This window comes from Chryseobacterium sp. UNC8MFCol, from assembly GCF_000482305.1.
Lineage (GTDB): Bacteria > Bacteroidota > Bacteroidia > Flavobacteriales > Weeksellaceae > Chryseobacterium > Chryseobacterium indologenes.
The window spans coordinates 25,960-40,897 of record NZ_AXUZ01000014.1 but is presented as its reverse complement, the minus strand read 5'-3'; the positions used below and the strand labels follow the sequence as shown (position 1 = coordinate 40,897).

Genomic DNA, 14,938 nt, shown 5'->3' with positions numbered 1-14,938 from the left:
AACGGGTAAAAGGGCAAAATAACCGGATAGGCAATTGGCCATTTTATTTTTCATTTAAACATTTGAAACAATTTTCTTATTTTTGTACTAATGCTTTCAAAAAAATCTCAATATGCGTTTAAGGCACTTTCATATCTTGTAGAAAAAAGGAATGAAGGCCCGGTTCTTATTTCCGAAATTGCGGAACACAAAAAGATTCCTTTAAAGTTTTTAGAAAATATACTGCTTGAACTTAAAAAAGCAGAAATCCTGGATAGTAAAAAAGGAAAAGGAGGAGGGTATTTTCTCAGAGAAAATCCTGAAGATGTAAAATTAGCCAAGATTATCCGTCTTGTGAATGGTCCTATTGCCATGCTTCCCTGTGTAAGTCTTAATTTTTATGAAAAGTGTGAAGACTGTAATGAAGATCACTGCGGACTTCACGATGTGCTGATCGAGGTTCGCGATGCCTCACTCAATATTCTTGAGAAGAAAACTTTAATGGATCTGGTCGACTAACCTGATCCTTTTTTTTGAATTATTAGTCTACTTCTTTGGTAGGATAATTATTTTGTCAGATATTTGCAGAACTTCAAATGAGCTCATAACTCAGGAGAAATGACAAATACACTGAAACAAGATATATGGTAATTTCAAGAAAGATTCAGATCAGACTTAATGTACTTTTTGTGACTCTGGCAGCCCTCGGAATTGTAGGTTTTTCTATGTACGAGCTTGGTTATATGGATGAACTCATTACGATTTTAGCGAAAGATAATTATATTTTTTACTGGATGCTTCTCGTAGGTGTATTTGCCGAGATCGTTGCCGGATCCATGGGAATGGGGTATGGAGTGATCTGTACAACAACGCTGATGTTCCTGAACATTCCGCCTCACATTGTAAGCGCAAGTATACATTCTGCAGAAAGCTTTACTACTGCTGCCGGAAGTATCAGTCATGTTAAACTGAAAAATGTAAGCAAAAGTCTGGTGAAGAAATTGGCAATTCCTGCAGTGATCGGAGCAATTATCGGAGCAATATGCCTCACTTATCTGGGGGAATATTACGCGAAGATCACCAAAACAATTATTGCCTTTTATACGCTTTATCTGGGTTTTCAGATCTTGTCCAATGCTTTTAAGGAAAAACAAAATAAAGCGATGAAAAGAAAAACCAATCTCACAAGATTAGGCGTGATAGGCGGCTTCATAGATTCTTTTGCCGGAGGTGGATGGGGCCCGTTGGTGACTGGAACATTGATAAAGAATGCTTTTACTCCCAGGTTTGCAGTAGGCAGCTCTACGGTAGCCAAGTTTATTCTGACAATTACTGCTGCCGTTACCTTTTTCTTTACACTCGGAATCCAGCACTGGAACATCATTTTAGGGCTTCTGATCGGCGGAATTATTACAGCTCCTTTTTCTGCAATGCTGACCGCAAAGCTTCCTGTGAAAAAAATGTTTTTTGTCATAGGATTATTGGTAATCATCATGAGCTCCATAACTATTTATAAATCAATATTAAATTAAAAAATACTGAAGTGAAGTGAAAATAAAGGCCCGAAAAAACACATTCGGTTTCGAAAATATTTTACTTTTACATCACTAAATAATAAAAAATGAATTTACATATCATTGCACTTTTTAAGTTTAATGAAAATTATCTGATGGATGCTGTAGAATTGTTCCAGAATCTTGTAAAGGAAACAAGAAAGGAAGAGGGTTGCCTGCAATACGATCTTATTGAAGATAAAGACAACAAAGGCACTTTTTTCCTGATCGAGTTATGGGAAAGTGTAGAGCACCACAACAGACATATCGGGCAGGATCATTTGTTGGATTTCAGAAGAGATGCTTCAAAAATGATGGAAAGCTCAACAGAAGTATATAAAGGTTTTAAAATATATTAAATACCTACATGTAAAAGGCGGTTCCATAAAATGAAACCGCCTTTTTATTAGAAAAAATAGAAAGTATTAAAATAAAAGTTTTATTTTACGATAAGCTTTTTCGTTTCCGAACTGCCACCGTATGTAATTTTCACCATATAATTTCCTGACGGAAGGTGTGATAGATTCATGTCTTGTTTGTAGAAACCTGCCTGATTGGTCAATTCTGCCGCATATACTTTTTTCCCCGTAAGGTCGTATACTTCTACATTACCCTTATTGCCAGATTTTTCTTTAATATCAAAGATAACCGTCACTTTTTTGTCAGCAGGAGCGGGATTGGGATAAATACCGAAAGAAGCTTTCTTGCCCACCTCTGTAATTCCAAGGGTTGCCGTTATTTTTTTATACTTAAAATACATATTTCCGGTACTTGCTCCTCCGTTGGTTACAAAATACATCCTGTAATAGTCGTTTCCTTTTTTAATATAATAAACGACATCAGGCTTAACGGTGCCGATACCTTTCCATGAATGGCCAACCGTGGTAATGTTTCCTGAAAAACTGTTACTAGCCGGAAGTGAATAAGCTGCAGTTTCCTGGCTTTCGGGCTGAACCATTGCTACTTTAATGTTGGGGCTCTGAATAGCCCCGGAAAGCGGGTACATCTGAACACCCATATAGAATGTATAATATTTTGTAAATACCAGATCCCATGCAGATCTTGACGGTTCCAGATCAGGAACTTTTTCTCCTGTATCAAAAGAGAAATAATTGAAGAAGGCATCATCATTTCCGTTTGCTATCGTTTTGGTTTCAGTAGGGCTCCATGAGCTTCCATTCCACTTGGAGTATTTAAAAGTGTATCCTGCAAAAGCATCCAGAATGGCAAATTTCATATAAGTACCATTCGCATATTTTAAAACAAAAATGGCCTTTCCTTCAATATGGTGGGTTACCCCGTTGTAAAGCCCCCATCCCGTAGAAGGAAGATTAGGATTGGGTGATGTAATCGGACCCTGTTCAAAAGCTCCCTGGCTCAGGTCAGTGGTCTGATCCGGGTTGTAAAGAGGTTCTCCCCACGATCCTTCATTGCTGATATTGATAGTATCCCAGTCTGTTAAATTGGTGGAAGCTGTGTACACCTCAATATCTTTAGCATCATTGATTCTTGTTCCTACCTGATAAGCAGAATTTCTGTAGAATGCAACATCCCAGCTTGTGGCAGGCTGAGAAATCATATTACCGTCTGCCAGGTTGACGAATACACGGTTCTGATATCCTGCTCCCATTGTCATATTTACCTGTGTGTATCCTAATGCATCTGTTTGCGCAATAACTGCCTGTTGAACAGTAAGGGCAAGCATCGACGCCAATAATAGTTTTGTTTTCATAAATTATTTTTTAGATCCTTATTTAGAATTGTTCTACAAAAGTATATAATTATTTTTAATGATTCTAAATAAAAACATGATTTTTATCGTGTTTGTCATTTAAAATAGTGGGCAATATCAACAAAAAAGCCGGTAGGATAGGACCCTACCGGCTTTTAATATAAATAACAGTCTGATGAATCTTATTTTTTAATAAATTTCGATTGAACAGTTTTACCATCTGCTGTTTCAATGTTCAAATAATAAACTCCGGTTTGTAAATGACTGATGTCAAATTGTTTTCCGTTTAATTTACCTTCAGAGACTTTTTGTCCTGAAGCAGAGTAAACCAGTATCTTTTTAGGATCTTTCCCTGTAATAAATTCCAGTATTGTATTGCTTGGATTAACAGCGAATCTGATCTCGTTTTCAGATTTTGTTTTTTCAATAACAGCCAGAGTGGCACTATCATACACCACATCATCCATCTGGATAGCGGTATGCATGGCGCTTCCGATCATTTTAAAGGCTATATACTGGTTAGCTGAAGCCGGTACCTGCAAAGAATACTGAGTATTTGCAGGATTTAAATTGATCACACTTCCTATTGGGGTAAATGATGACATATCAGAAGTACTGTTAACCAACCCAACCTCTAAAGTTCCGGTGGCCCCTGATGCAGACCCCGAAGTAAGAGCAGCAGTAAATGAAACTGTCTTGGTTCCGTCCGGAGCTACAATCTGTGGCGAGATGAGATATCCTGCTGTATTGGCAGAACTGAAGCTATAATACTGAATGGTCTTATTAGCTCCCCCTGCTGCATATACCCACGGGCCGTCCGTTGCATTTTGAACTCTATTCCAGTTTTTTTGTGGCCACGCTGCTGCAGGACCCGCCGGACCGGCAACGAATGTATCAAAATTTTCATTGATAGAAGTGAGTTGGGCGTTAGCTGTAACAGCTGTTAGCAATAAAGTTCCTAAGAGTAGTTTTAGCTTCATAATATTTATTTTTATTTAGAATTGTTATACAAAAATATATATTTATTTTTAACTATTCTAAATAAAGCTTTATATTTGTCGAAAATTTTTTGCCTTTATGAAGAAGAAAGTACTTTCCATACTGTCACTGTCATCCATTTTCCTGGTGAATGCGCAGCAACAGGATTCTCTTAAACATAAAAAAATAGAAGAAGTTGTCGTTACCGGACAATATACTCAGCAGTCTATTAATAAATCCATATATAAGGTTGAAGTTATTAATGCTGAACAAATTAAGAATATGGCGGCTACCAGTGTGGCAGATGTTCTTAACCAAAGTTTGAATGTGCTGATTATCTCAGATCGCAGATCAGGAAATTCTACAGCCAACCTGATGGGACTGGGTGGAGAATATACGAAAGTACTGATCGATAATATTCCCGTTGTGGGAGACATAGGCCTTGGAAATAATATAGATCTTACCAAGCTGAATATCAATAATGTTGAAAGAATAGAAGTGGTAAGAGGCTCTATGGGGGTTGATTACGGTAGCAACGCAGTTGCGGGAGTCATCAATATTATTACCAGAAAAAACAGTCAGAAAGCATTGACTCTTAATGCTTCTGTGCAGGAAGAAACAGTAGGAAAAGAGTATGATTTTAAGAAAAAAGGGGAAGGACGGCATATTCAGACTTTGAATGTAGGATACAACATCAACGAAAACTGGTATGTAGGGGCTAATATTAATCGGAATGACTTCCAGGGATTCAAAGGAACGCAGGAAGGATATAAATATTTTGAACAGGACGGAAAAAGAGGATATCTTTGGCAGCCTAAAGATGTCCTGAATGTCGACGGAGTTCTGAGATACAGTAAAAATAAGACATCCATCTTCTATAAATTTGGCTTTGTCAACGAAAAACTCAATTACTATAATCCGACCGTAGGAGAACATTTTTATAGTGTAACCGACAGAACCTACTTTTCAAATGACAGAGATTATCAGACAACACGATATCTACACCAGCTTAATGTACAGACTACACTGGGGGCTGTAAACTATACCGGAGATTTCTCTTATCAGACTCAGGACAGAAAATTCAGAGATTTTAAATACGATATTCCTAATCGAAAAGTAATTGGAAATAAAGATGACTACCAATCTTATAATAAAGCAGATGTCTTCTATTCAAGAGGAGTATTCAGCAACTTTTTAGACAGTAAGAAAATTGATTTCCAGTTAGGGTATGAATTGGATCATACCTCAGGATATGCCGGCAATATAGCAGGCACTTTCAAGGGGACGGATAATGTGAAAAGAAAGATATTTAATTATGCCAATTTTATGTCCATCGAGTGGAATGCCACGGATTGGTTATCACTGCGTCCCGGATATCGTCTTGCTTTGAGCGATAAGTTTGATGCCCAGCATAATTATTCATTGACTGCCAGAGTGAAAGCTACGGAAAATGATAACCTTAGATTAGTAGTAGGAAGCGCCAACCGTTTCCCGAATTTTGATGAACTATATACCTACATGGTAGACAGTAATCACGATATCAGAGGAAATGAAGACCTGACTCCCGAAAAAGGAATGACCGTTTCTGTAAACGGAGAAAAAAGAATCAGTACAGATTCCGGATGGAACCTGGGACTGGGAGCAAGCGCTACTTATCTTCATGTAAAAGACAGAATAGAATCGGTAACTGTTAGCAGACAGCCTTTGAAATATCAGTATCTCAATCTGAATAAATATGAATCCTTCTTATTTGAAGCCAATTTCAAAGCACAGAAAAAACAGCTTGCTTTAGCGGCTAACGTTGCATATTACGGAATTTCCAAAAAATTAAAAGACGGAGACGCCGTTTCTCCCAATGATTTCTTCTTTACGCTGGAGGCTAATGCTGTGGTGAATTACACCATTCCGAATGTCAATACCACACTTTCTCTATTCTACAAATATACCGGGAAAACCCAGGAGTTCGTATTATCAGGTGACCTCAAAAAGCCGGAATACAGAATCGGAGAACGGGATGATTTTCATATGATGAACTTCATTGTAACGCAACCTTTCTTTAACAACCATCTGGAGCTAAGTCTCGGTATTAAAAATATCTTCGATGTTTCTTCAATAAGAGATACCACACTTCCGGGAAATGCCCATGAAGCAGCAGATCCGAAAATTAACCTTTTCTATGGCAGAAGTTATTTAGCCAGATTAAGCTACAATTTTTAAAATTCTAAAAATGAAAAAAATACTATTTTATCTTTTGCTGGGAGTGTCGTTTGTATCACAATCCTGCGTCAATGATAATGAAGACCCGGTACCCGTAGCTCCTTCCGAAGGAGTATCCGTAAAACCGGATGTAAGAGGTTCAGCACAACCGAATCAGGTGTGGATTGATTTTAGTGATGTAGATCAGAATGGCCAACCAAGGCAAACGGTTAACGTCCGAACAGATTGGGATCTTGCCTTTTATTCCGGGGCTGAATTTAAGGTAGTCCTGAATTCATCTATCATGATGGCAGCCACTAAAATTCCTGGTATTACCAATATAGAAGCTGTAAAAGAATCCGACGTTGCTACTCTGAAAGAAGTGGTACAGGTGGCCAACTTTGATACGGAAAATACCATATATATTGATGATGTAAAAGGAAATTATCCTTCCGGGTATACCGCAATTGGAGAAATCAAAGCCAACGAAGCCGACAATGGAGTATATCTTGTCAATTTAGGTAAAGAACTTTACAAAGGGAGTATTGCCGTGGGATCTACCATCACAGGAGGAGACGAAAGAGGTTGGATAAAAATACAGGTGACAAGACAGGCAGATGGTTACAAAGTACGATACGGCGATATTAATGCCGTTGGAAATGCTATTAAAGAAGTCGTAATCAAGAAAAATAATGCCTACAACTTTGTTTTCTTCAATTCTAAAACAGGAAAAGAAGTACTTGTACAACCTGAGAAGAATAAATGGGATATCAGTTTCTCCGTATTTACCAATATTGTGATGGGAGCGGGAAGCTATGTGAACGCAGACTTCGTCACCATCAACAATATCGCTAATGTGGGGGCTTATGAAGTGAAAATAACCTCGGGATCTGCTGTAGAAGCTTATAATAAGTTTAAAAGAGCAGATGTAAATGATTCAAAACTGGTTTATAATGAACAAAGAGTAATCGGAGGGAACTGGAGAGAAGTAGGACCTTCAGGATCTAAAGTAAAAGGAGATGTTTTCTATATCATTAAAGACTCTTCCGGAGCGTATTACAAGCTAAGATTTGTACAGCTTACCGATGATAAAGGAGAAAGAGGACATCCGATGTTCCAGTATAAAGCATTATAAAAAATCGAATAACCCCATCTTATGAGATCACCCCACGACCGTATATGAGTGCAGTGATTTTCATCAGATCTAAAAATAAATCTGTACTTATGAAAAAATTCATCCTTGCAGCGTCTGTTCTCGCAGCAGTATATTCTTGTAAAAAAGCAGAAGGCTCAACAAAAGAAAATACAACGGAAGCAACTTCCGAAGCTCCTAAGAGCAATAATAAAATCGTAACACTAAATGGTGGTATTACAGAGATTGTAAGTGCCCTGGGCCACGAAAAAGAAATCGTAGGAACTGATGTTACCAGTACATATCCCGCATCCTTAAAAGCTACTGCCAAAGATTTAGGACATGTAAGATCGATCACTATAGAACCGATTATGGCCGTTAATCCTACTTTGATCCTTGCCTCTGATAAAGATATCAATCCTGAATTAATGGGTAAAATTAAATCTTCAGGCATTAAAGCTGAAGTCTTCAAACAAGAGTTTACTGTCGATGGTACTAAGAAGCTTATTGCTGATGTAGCAAAAGCTGTAGGAAACACCGATTATCAGAAGTTAAACGATAAAATCGATGCAGACCTAAAACAGATACAGCCAATGGCTAAAAAGCCTAAAGTATTATTCATCTATGCAAGAGGAAATATGTTGATGGTTTCCGGTAAAAATACTCCGATGGCTTCCCTTATTGAGCTTGCAGGTGGAGAAAATGCCGTTAATGATTTCGAAGATTTCAAACCATTGACTCCCGAAGCGGTTGTGAAGGCTAATCCTGATGTATTGTTCTTCTTTGAAACAGGATTGCAGGGAGCGGGAGGAAATGAAGGTGCCCTTAAAATGCCGGGAGTTTCCCAGACCAATGCCGGGAAAAATAAGAAGATCATCGCAATGGATGGAGGATTAGTGTCAGGTTTCGGACCGAGACTGGGAGAAGCAGCAGTTGGATTAAACAAACTTTTAATTGAAAACACAAAGTAAACTATACTTTTATCTTATTGTAAGTGCAGTGCTGCTTGTTATCATAGCAGTACTGTCACTTAATACAGGAGTTTATGACTTCGGCGCAAACTCTGCTTTTAAAGTATTATGGCAATTTATAAAAGGAGATCCCAATTTATCTTTAAGTGATAAATATGTGGTCTGGGACGTTCGGGCAGCCAGAATTATAATGGCTGTTTTAATAGGAAGTATGCTAGCGGTTTCAGGAACGAGCCTTCAGGGATTGTTCAAGAATCCTTTGGCAACGGGAGATTTAATTGGACTTACCTCGGGAGCAACATTATTGGCAGCAATTGCAATTGTTTTAGGAGGATATTTCAAAGAGTATCTTCCTGAAGCTGTGCAGTTTTCACTGGTAGGAATCTCCGCTTTTATAGGATCTCTTTTATCAATGATGCTGGTGTACAGAATTTCTACAAGCGGAGGAAAAACCAATGTAGTCATGATGCTTCTGACAGGGGTGGCCATTACTGCCGTTGGATTCTCCATCACAGGATTTCTGATCTACATTTCAAAAGATGAGCAACTCAGAGACCTCACCTTTTGGAATTTAGGGAGTCTTGCTGCAGCTACCTGGACGAAGAATATCATTTTAGGAGTTATTTTAATCCTTGCATACATCATTCTGCTTCCGAAAGGAAAGGCTTTCAATGCCATGATGTTAGGCGAAAAAGATGCCCAGCATTTAGGAATCAATGTGGAAAGACTGAAAAAACAGATTATCATTATCGTAGCCTTGATGGTGGGAAGCTGCGTTGCATTTTCCGGAACAATTGGCTTTGTAGGACTTATTGTACCTTATATATTAAGGCTTTTATTCAAATCCAATTATACATTCATTCTGCCACTTTCAGCGGTATGCGGAAGCATATTACTGTTAACGGCAGATACCTTCAGCAGAAGTATTGTAGCACCATCAGAACTGCCGATAGGAATTCTTACCGCATTAATGGGAGGACCTATTTTTATCGCTATATTAGTTAAATTTAAAAAAGCATTGTAATGATCAAGGCACACCAGATTAATTATAAGCATAAAGATTTTCATATTCTGGATGGAGTAGATGTTGCTCTGGAATATGGTGAGTTCCTGGCAATCGTAGGACCGAATGGAGCCGGGAAATCAAGTCTGCTGAGTGTTTTGGCAGATGAGGTGAGAACCGGAAAACAAAAAGTCCTGTTTAAAAACAAACCCATTGCCGAATGGAATGTAAAAGAACTCTCCAGACATAAAGCCAAATTTTCCCAGCACAACAGCAACGATATTCCTCTGGAAGTAAAAGATGTGGTGATGATGGGAAGATATCCTTATTTTGACTCCCAGCCTGCAAAAGAAGACCTTGAAGCGATGAATAATATGATGTATGAAACAGATGTTTTTCACCTTAAAGACAGAGAATACAATACCCTTTCAGGAGGAGAAAAGCAAAGGGTACACCTTTCCCGTGTGATGGCTCAGCTGCAGAATGATATTGCCCATAAACTGATGTTTCTCGATGAACCCCTCAATAATCTTGATATAAAACATCAATACAAAGCATTGGATATCATCAAAAAATTCACGCTGAAAGCCAATAGTGCGATTGTTGTTTTACATGACCTGAATCTTGCGGCACAGTTTGCCGATAAAATTTTATTGATGAAATCAGGGAAAGTTTCAGCTTACGGTACACCACAGGAAGTATTTACAGCAGAAAATATTACTAATGCCTATAACTTCCCTTGTACCATCTGCGATCATCCTATTACCAATAACCCAATGATCATTTTCGGATAACTATGGAAAAAAAAGAATTAAAGATCCTTGCCCAAAACCTTGCTCATCCTCAGGGTGAAAAAGGGATAGAAATCGGTGAAATGATGAATGCCACCAACATCGGAATGACGCTGGAAAGCATCAAAGCACTTATTATAGAAGACAACGAGACAATCCTCGAAATAGGACATGGAAATGGCGGTCATGTAAAAAGTATTTTCAGTCTGGCAAAAAACCTGAAATATACAGGAATTGATATTTCTGAAACCATGTACCATGAAGCCCGGAAATTGAATAAAGATTTTGAAAATCAGGCCAATTTTGTCTTATACGACGGAAATAAGCTTCCCTTTGAAAACAATGTTTTTGATAAAATTTTTACCGTCAACACCGTGTATTTCTGGGAAAATCCGATTGAATTTCTAAATGAAATCTACAGGGTTCTGAAGGATGACGGAATATTTGTCCTCACATTCGGACAAAGAGATTTTATGGAGAAATTACCATTCACAGCCTATAATTTTACCCTCTACAACAATGATGAGATGGAAGAATTAGTATCAAAAAGCCACTTCACAAGGATGAAAACTTCTGAAAAAGAAGAAGAAATAAAAAGCAAAACAGGAGAAGAAACAATACAAAGAATTTATACAGTTTTAACCATTAAAAAGTAAATAATGAGCACATTAGTTAACGATCTAAAAGAAAAATGGGAAGCTTTGAAAGCTGAAAATCCACATCTAAGAATAAGAAATGCAGCAGCGCAATTAGAGGTAAGTGAGGCAGAATTATTGGCTACAAGCCTAGGAGAAGGAGTAACGATTCTGAATCCGGATTTTCCCGCCATCCTTACTGAAGCAGAGCAATTAGGAAAAGTAATGGCGCTTACCCGTAATGATGAATGTGTTCATGAAAGAAAAGGAACTTACCTTAACGGTGATTTCAGCAGCCCGCATGCACAGCTTTTTGTAGGGGAAGATATTGATTTGAGAATTTTCCTGAACCACTGGAAATTTGCTTTTGCTGTCGTGGAAGGTGATAAAAAAAGTCTTCAGTTCTTCGGTAAAGACGGTTTGGCTCTTCATAAAATCTATCTGACTAAAAACAGTACCGAGGAAGCTTTCGATGCTATTGTCGAAAAATTCAAGGCTGAAGATCAGAATCAGATCTTAACATTTGAAGCTGTAGCGCCAAAGCAGCCGGAAAAAGCAGATTCAGAAATCGATGTGGAAGGTTTCAAAAAAGCATGGACAGAACTGAAAGATACTCATGATTTCTTCATGATGACCAGAAAATACGGAGTGAGCAGAACGCAGGCGCTAAGATTGGCTCCGGAAGGGTTTACCCAAAAAATTGATAATGCTAAAGTGGTGAATGTTTTGGAGGAAGCTTCAGAAAAAAATACACCTATTATGGCATTTGTAGGAAACAGAGGAATCATTCAGATTCACACCGGAAATGTAAAGAAGACACTTTGGCACCAGCAATGGTTCAATGTAATGGATCCTGACTTTAACCTTCACCTGGATGTTACCAAGATTGCTGAAGCATGGATCGTTAAAAAACCTACAGAAGACGGGGAAGTGACAGCAATTGAAGTATTCAATGCAGACGGAGACTTTATCGTTCAGTTTTTCGGAAAAAGAAAGCCCGGAATCCCTGAACTTCAGGAATGGAAAGATTTGGTGGCAAGCCTGGAAAAATAATAATTAGATGATTTGAATAAGACCGTTTTGTTTATAAGATTCAAAGCGGTCTTTTTTATGGTGGATAAACCTTGTGATCATGAGGTTATTGTAATATATTTAAATGATGAAAATATAAAATGTACTAAATAATAGTAAAAACAAAAATGAAAAATATTCTCATAGGAATGCTTTTGACGGGATTTTGTACTTTACAGGCGCAGAATTTTAAAGCATATCAGTTTTATGATAAAAAAGGGAAGGAGGTAAATACCGATAAGATCGTTAAAGAATTAGCAGACTATGATGTTGTTTTCTTTGGTGAAAATCACAACAGTTCTGTCAACCACTGGCTTCAGTTAAAGATTACTGAAGCCTTGTATGAAAAGAAAAAAGGACAGCTGATTTTGGGAGCTGAAATGTTTGAAAGAGATAACCAGCCTCAGCTGAATCAGTATTTAAAAGGGAAGTTTGATGCTAAGACCTTCAAAGATTCTGCCCGTTTATGGAATAACTATGCCACTGATTATAAACCGTTGGTCGATTTTGCTAAAAATAAAAAACTGAATTTTATTGCGACCAATATTCCAAGGAAATATGCTTCCCAAACAGCAAAAGAAGGATTGGAATCATTAAATAAATTAAGTGATAAAGAGAAAGCTTATATTGCTCAGTTACCCATTAACGTAACCCTGGATACACCGGGCTATCCTGAAATGAAAGCCATGATGGGAGATCATGCTGAAGGTACAAAAGTGATGAACTTTATTTCTGCACAGGCCACAAAAGATGCGACAATGGCAGAATCAATCGTGAAAAATTTTCAGGCCGGAAAGACATTTATCCATTACAACGGAAACTATCACAGCAAGGAGTTTGGTGGAATCTACTGGTATATCAAACAGAAGAATCCCAATATGAAAATGGCGGTAATCTCTGTTTTCGAATCTGAAGATCCTGAGCTGAAAATTCCGTCAAAAGATTATATTCCGACTGATTTTAATCTGATAATTCCGGGAGATATGACCAAGACTTTTTAAAACAAAACATGTTCAGATCAATAGAAACGGGCTCTAGCCCGTTTTTTTTATACAAAAAATACAATGGCTTTAGCCAAAACATAATGACATTATTTACCTTTGTACAACATTCAATTACTATGAAAAAAATATCCATTCTGTTTATCTTTTATATCGGTCTGTTCAATGCGCAAAATTTTACTTCCCATGAACTTTCAATAATCAATCAGGGAGATGTGCATTCTGCGCTGCCTATTTACCAGACAACAGATGCCAATCAGCATAAAACACTGTTGAATTTTTCCTCTGAAGCCAATCCTACAGACGCAAACACGGTTGTTTTGGTGAAAAGAATGAAAGAATCACTGCTGTCCACAGATGGGGGAGTAGGTATTGCAGCTCCGCAGGTAGGTATCAACAGAAAAGTAATCTGGGTGCAGCGATTTGACAAAGAAGGAGCTCCGTTAGAATATTTTATCAATCCTGTGATTGTGTGGAAATCTGATTTACAAAACCTGGGACCGGAAGGAGATCTTTCCATTCCTGATTTCAGAGACCAGTTCTACAGGAGTAAAGTCATTCAGCTTGAATATGTAGATTTAAAAGGGCAAAAATATTCAGAAATAGTAGAAGGTTTTACAGCAGTTATTTTTCAGCACGAGATAGACCATCTTTTTGGAATACTCATTTCCGATAAAAAAGAAAAAGAGAAAAACAATTCCTATAAGAAAGTCGATGCTTACCAGAAGAGTGATCTCAACAAAAGATAAAACAGAGACAACCAGTAAGTACCAAGTAATACATCAGCGAAGCAGTATGAATAGAGATCCATCCAATAGATATATCGATTAAATTCTTAGCGCTCTTTTTCCAGTCTAAATCTTTTTTTTTTGGGTTTCGTTTAAGAACATAAGCCTTGAACTTATACATAATCATCTGTAAAATCCTTGGTTAAAAAAATAAAAAAGGAGCTGTTTTCAATCTGAAAACAGCTCCTTCCATTATAACTATGCTTAAAAAAATTGGATTAATCGTTGTTGGTTACTGAAAGCTTCACCTCAATATTATTTCTTGTAGCATTAGAATACGGGCAGATCTGATGTGCTTTTTCCGTTAACGACTGCGCCTCTTCAATAGAAACTCCGGGTATATTAACGTCCAGCTCTGCTGCCAGTCCAAAACCTCCGTTTTCCAATTGACCAATGCTAATCTGTGCCATTACTGTGGTTTCACCGGTCTTTATTTTTGACAGACTGATCACACGGTTCAGAGCACTATCAAAACATGCAGAATATCCTGCTGCGAAAAGCATTTCGGGGTTGGTAAAATCATCATTTGCTCCACCAAGAGCTTTAGGCATTTTTACTTCAAGATCAAGAACATTGTTTTCACTTTTTACATGACCGTTTCTTCCGCCGGTAGCGGTTACTTTTGTGGTATATAAGGTTTTCATTATTTTTCTATTTTGTTTAATATTTTGAGTACTGTGTCCTTAAGATGCAACAATTCCTCAGGTTGTATATCGAGTTTTTCCTGGATTTTTCCCGGAATTTCACAGGCTTTTTTCTGAAGTTGTCTTCCGGATTCTGCTAAAAATACTTCAACCACTCTTTCGTCCTCCTTTTTTCTTTTTCTGACGATAAATCCTTTTGCTTCCAGCCTTTTGAGAAGTGGAGTCAGAGTACCACTGTCCAGAAACAACTTATCTCCGATATGACTTACCGCAAGTCCATCATTTTCCCATAATATCATCATGACAAGATATTGGGGATAAGTGATGTCTAGCTCATCGAGGAAAGGACGGTAAAGTCCTGTAATCTCTTTGGCGATCACATACAGAGGAAAGCAGATCTGGTTTTCCAGTTTAGGTGTTTTCGGAGTTTCCATAAGTTTAAATACGAAAGATTCGATGAAGGT

Annotated in this window: 16 protein-coding genes; 12 read left to right on the top strand and 4 right to left on the bottom strand. The window is 37.8% G+C overall.

Annotation, left to right across the window (positions count from 1 at the left end; genetic code table 11):
- Positions 1–90: 90 nt before the first annotated feature.
- The 3 genes from M030_RS0108465 (at position 91) to M030_RS0108455 (ending at position 1,891) form a co-directional block, all read left to right on the top strand.
- Positions 91–498 (top strand): RrF2 family transcriptional regulator, encoded by a 408-nt coding sequence (locus M030_RS0108465; protein WP_027373118.1) that lies wholly within the window; start codon positions 91–93, stop codon positions 496–498.
- Positions 499–623: 125 nt separating this feature from the next.
- Positions 624–1,511: a sulfite exporter TauE/SafE family protein gene (locus M030_RS0108460; RefSeq protein ID WP_027373117.1), complete on the top strand. Its 888-nt coding sequence runs from the start codon at positions 624–626 to the stop codon at positions 1,509–1,511.
- 89 nt (positions 1,512–1,600) lie between these two features.
- On the top strand, positions 1,601–1,891 hold the full coding sequence (locus M030_RS0108455) for a putative quinol monooxygenase (RefSeq protein WP_027373116.1): 291 nt from the start codon (positions 1,601–1,603) through the stop codon (positions 1,889–1,891).
- Between the two features lie 80 nt (positions 1,892–1,971).
- Here M030_RS0108455 and M030_RS0108450 read toward each other — a convergent pair whose 3' ends face one another.
- Positions 1,972–3,264 (bottom strand): T9SS type A sorting domain-containing protein, encoded by a 1,293-nt coding sequence (locus M030_RS0108450; RefSeq protein WP_027373115.1) that lies wholly within the window; start codon positions 3,262–3,264, stop codon positions 1,972–1,974.
- 182 nt (positions 3,265–3,446) lie between these two features.
- Positions 3,447–4,244 carry a T9SS type A sorting domain-containing protein gene (locus tag M030_RS0108445; RefSeq protein ID WP_027373114.1) on the bottom strand — a complete coding sequence of 266 codons (798 nt, stop codon included), beginning with the start codon at positions 4,242–4,244 and terminating at the stop codon, positions 3,447–3,449.
- A 97-nt stretch (positions 4,245–4,341) separates the two neighbouring features.
- Between M030_RS0108445 and M030_RS0108440 the strand changes: the two genes are divergently transcribed.
- From M030_RS0108440 to M030_RS0108400, 9 genes are all read left to right on the top strand, one after another.
- Positions 4,342–6,459, top strand: a complete 2,118-nt coding sequence (locus M030_RS0108440) for a TonB-dependent receptor plug domain-containing protein (protein ID WP_027373113.1) — start codon at positions 4,342–4,344, stop codon at positions 6,457–6,459.
- Between the two features lie 10 nt (positions 6,460–6,469).
- Positions 6,470–7,573: an HmuY family protein gene (locus tag M030_RS0108435; protein ID WP_027373112.1), complete on the top strand. Its 1,104-nt coding sequence runs from the start codon at positions 6,470–6,472 to the stop codon at positions 7,571–7,573.
- 89 nt (positions 7,574–7,662) lie between these two features.
- The gene (locus M030_RS0108430; RefSeq protein ID WP_027373111.1) at positions 7,663–8,541 is read left to right on the top strand and encodes a hemin ABC transporter substrate-binding protein; all 879 of its coding nucleotides are present in this window, start codon (positions 7,663–7,665) and stop codon (positions 8,539–8,541) included.
- Complete coding sequence (locus M030_RS0108425) at positions 8,525–9,565, top strand: FecCD family ABC transporter permease (RefSeq protein WP_027373110.1); 1,041 nt, start codon at positions 8,525–8,527, stop codon at positions 9,563–9,565. The genes M030_RS0108430 and M030_RS0108425 overlap by 17 nt, the downstream gene beginning before the upstream one ends.
- Positions 9,565–10,338: a heme ABC transporter ATP-binding protein gene (locus M030_RS0108420; protein WP_027373109.1), complete on the top strand. Its 774-nt coding sequence runs from the start codon at positions 9,565–9,567 to the stop codon at positions 10,336–10,338. The genes M030_RS0108425 and M030_RS0108420 overlap by 1 nt, the downstream gene beginning before the upstream one ends.
- A gap of 2 nt (positions 10,339–10,340) precedes the next feature.
- Complete coding sequence (locus M030_RS0108415) at positions 10,341–10,991, top strand: class I SAM-dependent methyltransferase (protein WP_027373108.1); 651 nt, start codon at positions 10,341–10,343, stop codon at positions 10,989–10,991.
- Between the two features lie 3 nt (positions 10,992–10,994).
- Positions 10,995–12,023 carry a hemin-degrading factor gene (locus M030_RS0108410; protein ID WP_027373107.1) on the top strand — a complete coding sequence of 343 codons (1,029 nt, stop codon included), beginning with the start codon at positions 10,995–10,997 and terminating at the stop codon, positions 12,021–12,023.
- Positions 12,024–12,169: 146 nt separating this feature from the next.
- Entirely contained in the window at positions 12,170–13,042 is an 873-nt protein-coding gene (locus M030_RS0108405; protein ID WP_027373106.1) for a ChaN family lipoprotein, read from the top strand.
- Positions 13,043–13,161: 119 nt separating this feature from the next.
- Positions 13,162–13,791 (top strand): peptide deformylase, encoded by a 630-nt coding sequence (locus tag M030_RS0108400; protein WP_027373105.1) that lies wholly within the window; start codon positions 13,162–13,164, stop codon positions 13,789–13,791.
- A gap of 257 nt (positions 13,792–14,048) precedes the next feature.
- Here M030_RS0108400 and M030_RS0108390 read toward each other — a convergent pair whose 3' ends face one another.
- Both M030_RS0108390 and M030_RS0108385 read right to left on the bottom strand, forming a co-directional pair.
- A complete protein-coding gene (locus tag M030_RS0108390; protein WP_027373104.1) occupies positions 14,049–14,474 on the bottom strand; it encodes an organic hydroperoxide resistance protein in 426 nt (141 codons plus the stop codon).
- Complete coding sequence (locus M030_RS0108385; RefSeq protein WP_027373103.1) at positions 14,474–14,908, bottom strand: MarR family winged helix-turn-helix transcriptional regulator; 435 nt, start codon at positions 14,906–14,908, stop codon at positions 14,474–14,476. The genes M030_RS0108390 and M030_RS0108385 overlap by 1 nt, the downstream gene beginning before the upstream one ends.
- Positions 14,909–14,938: the final 30 nt, after the last annotated feature.

Excerpts from the sequence above, each read along its gene's own strand:
- M030_RS0108465 (WP_027373118.1), top strand. The coding sequence starts at position 91 with ATGCTTTCAAAAAAATCTCAATATGCGTTTAAGGCACTTTCATATCTT.
- M030_RS0108460 (WP_027373117.1), top strand. The coding sequence starts at position 624 with ATGGTAATTTCAAGAAAGATTCAGATCAGACTTAATGTACTTTTTGTG.
- M030_RS0108455 (WP_027373116.1), top strand. The coding sequence starts at position 1,601 with ATGAATTTACATATCATTGCACTTTTTAAGTTTAATGAAAATTATCTG.
- M030_RS0108450 (WP_027373115.1), bottom strand. The coding sequence starts at position 3,264 with ATGAAAACAAAACTATTATTGGCGTCGATGCTTGCCCTTACTGTTCAA.
- M030_RS0108445 (WP_027373114.1), bottom strand. The coding sequence starts at position 4,244 with ATGAAGCTAAAACTACTCTTAGGAACTTTATTGCTAACAGCTGTTACA.
- M030_RS0108440 (WP_027373113.1), top strand. The coding sequence starts at position 4,342 with ATGAAGAAGAAAGTACTTTCCATACTGTCACTGTCATCCATTTTCCTG.
- M030_RS0108435 (WP_027373112.1), top strand. The coding sequence starts at position 6,470 with ATGAAAAAAATACTATTTTATCTTTTGCTGGGAGTGTCGTTTGTATCA.
- M030_RS0108430 (WP_027373111.1), top strand. The coding sequence starts at position 7,663 with ATGAAAAAATTCATCCTTGCAGCGTCTGTTCTCGCAGCAGTATATTCT.
- M030_RS0108420 (WP_027373109.1), top strand. The coding sequence starts at position 9,565 with ATGATCAAGGCACACCAGATTAATTATAAGCATAAAGATTTTCATATT.
- M030_RS0108415 (WP_027373108.1), top strand. The coding sequence starts at position 10,341 with ATGGAAAAAAAAGAATTAAAGATCCTTGCCCAAAACCTTGCTCATCCT.
- M030_RS0108410 (WP_027373107.1), top strand. The coding sequence starts at position 10,995 with ATGAGCACATTAGTTAACGATCTAAAAGAAAAATGGGAAGCTTTGAAA.
- M030_RS0108405 (WP_027373106.1), top strand. The coding sequence starts at position 12,170 with ATGAAAAATATTCTCATAGGAATGCTTTTGACGGGATTTTGTACTTTA.
- M030_RS0108400 (WP_027373105.1), top strand. The coding sequence starts at position 13,162 with ATGAAAAAAATATCCATTCTGTTTATCTTTTATATCGGTCTGTTCAAT.
- M030_RS0108390 (WP_027373104.1), bottom strand. The coding sequence starts at position 14,474 with ATGAAAACCTTATATACCACAAAAGTAACCGCTACCGGCGGAAGAAAC.
- M030_RS0108385 (WP_027373103.1), bottom strand. The coding sequence starts at position 14,908 with ATGGAAACTCCGAAAACACCTAAACTGGAAAACCAGATCTGCTTTCCT.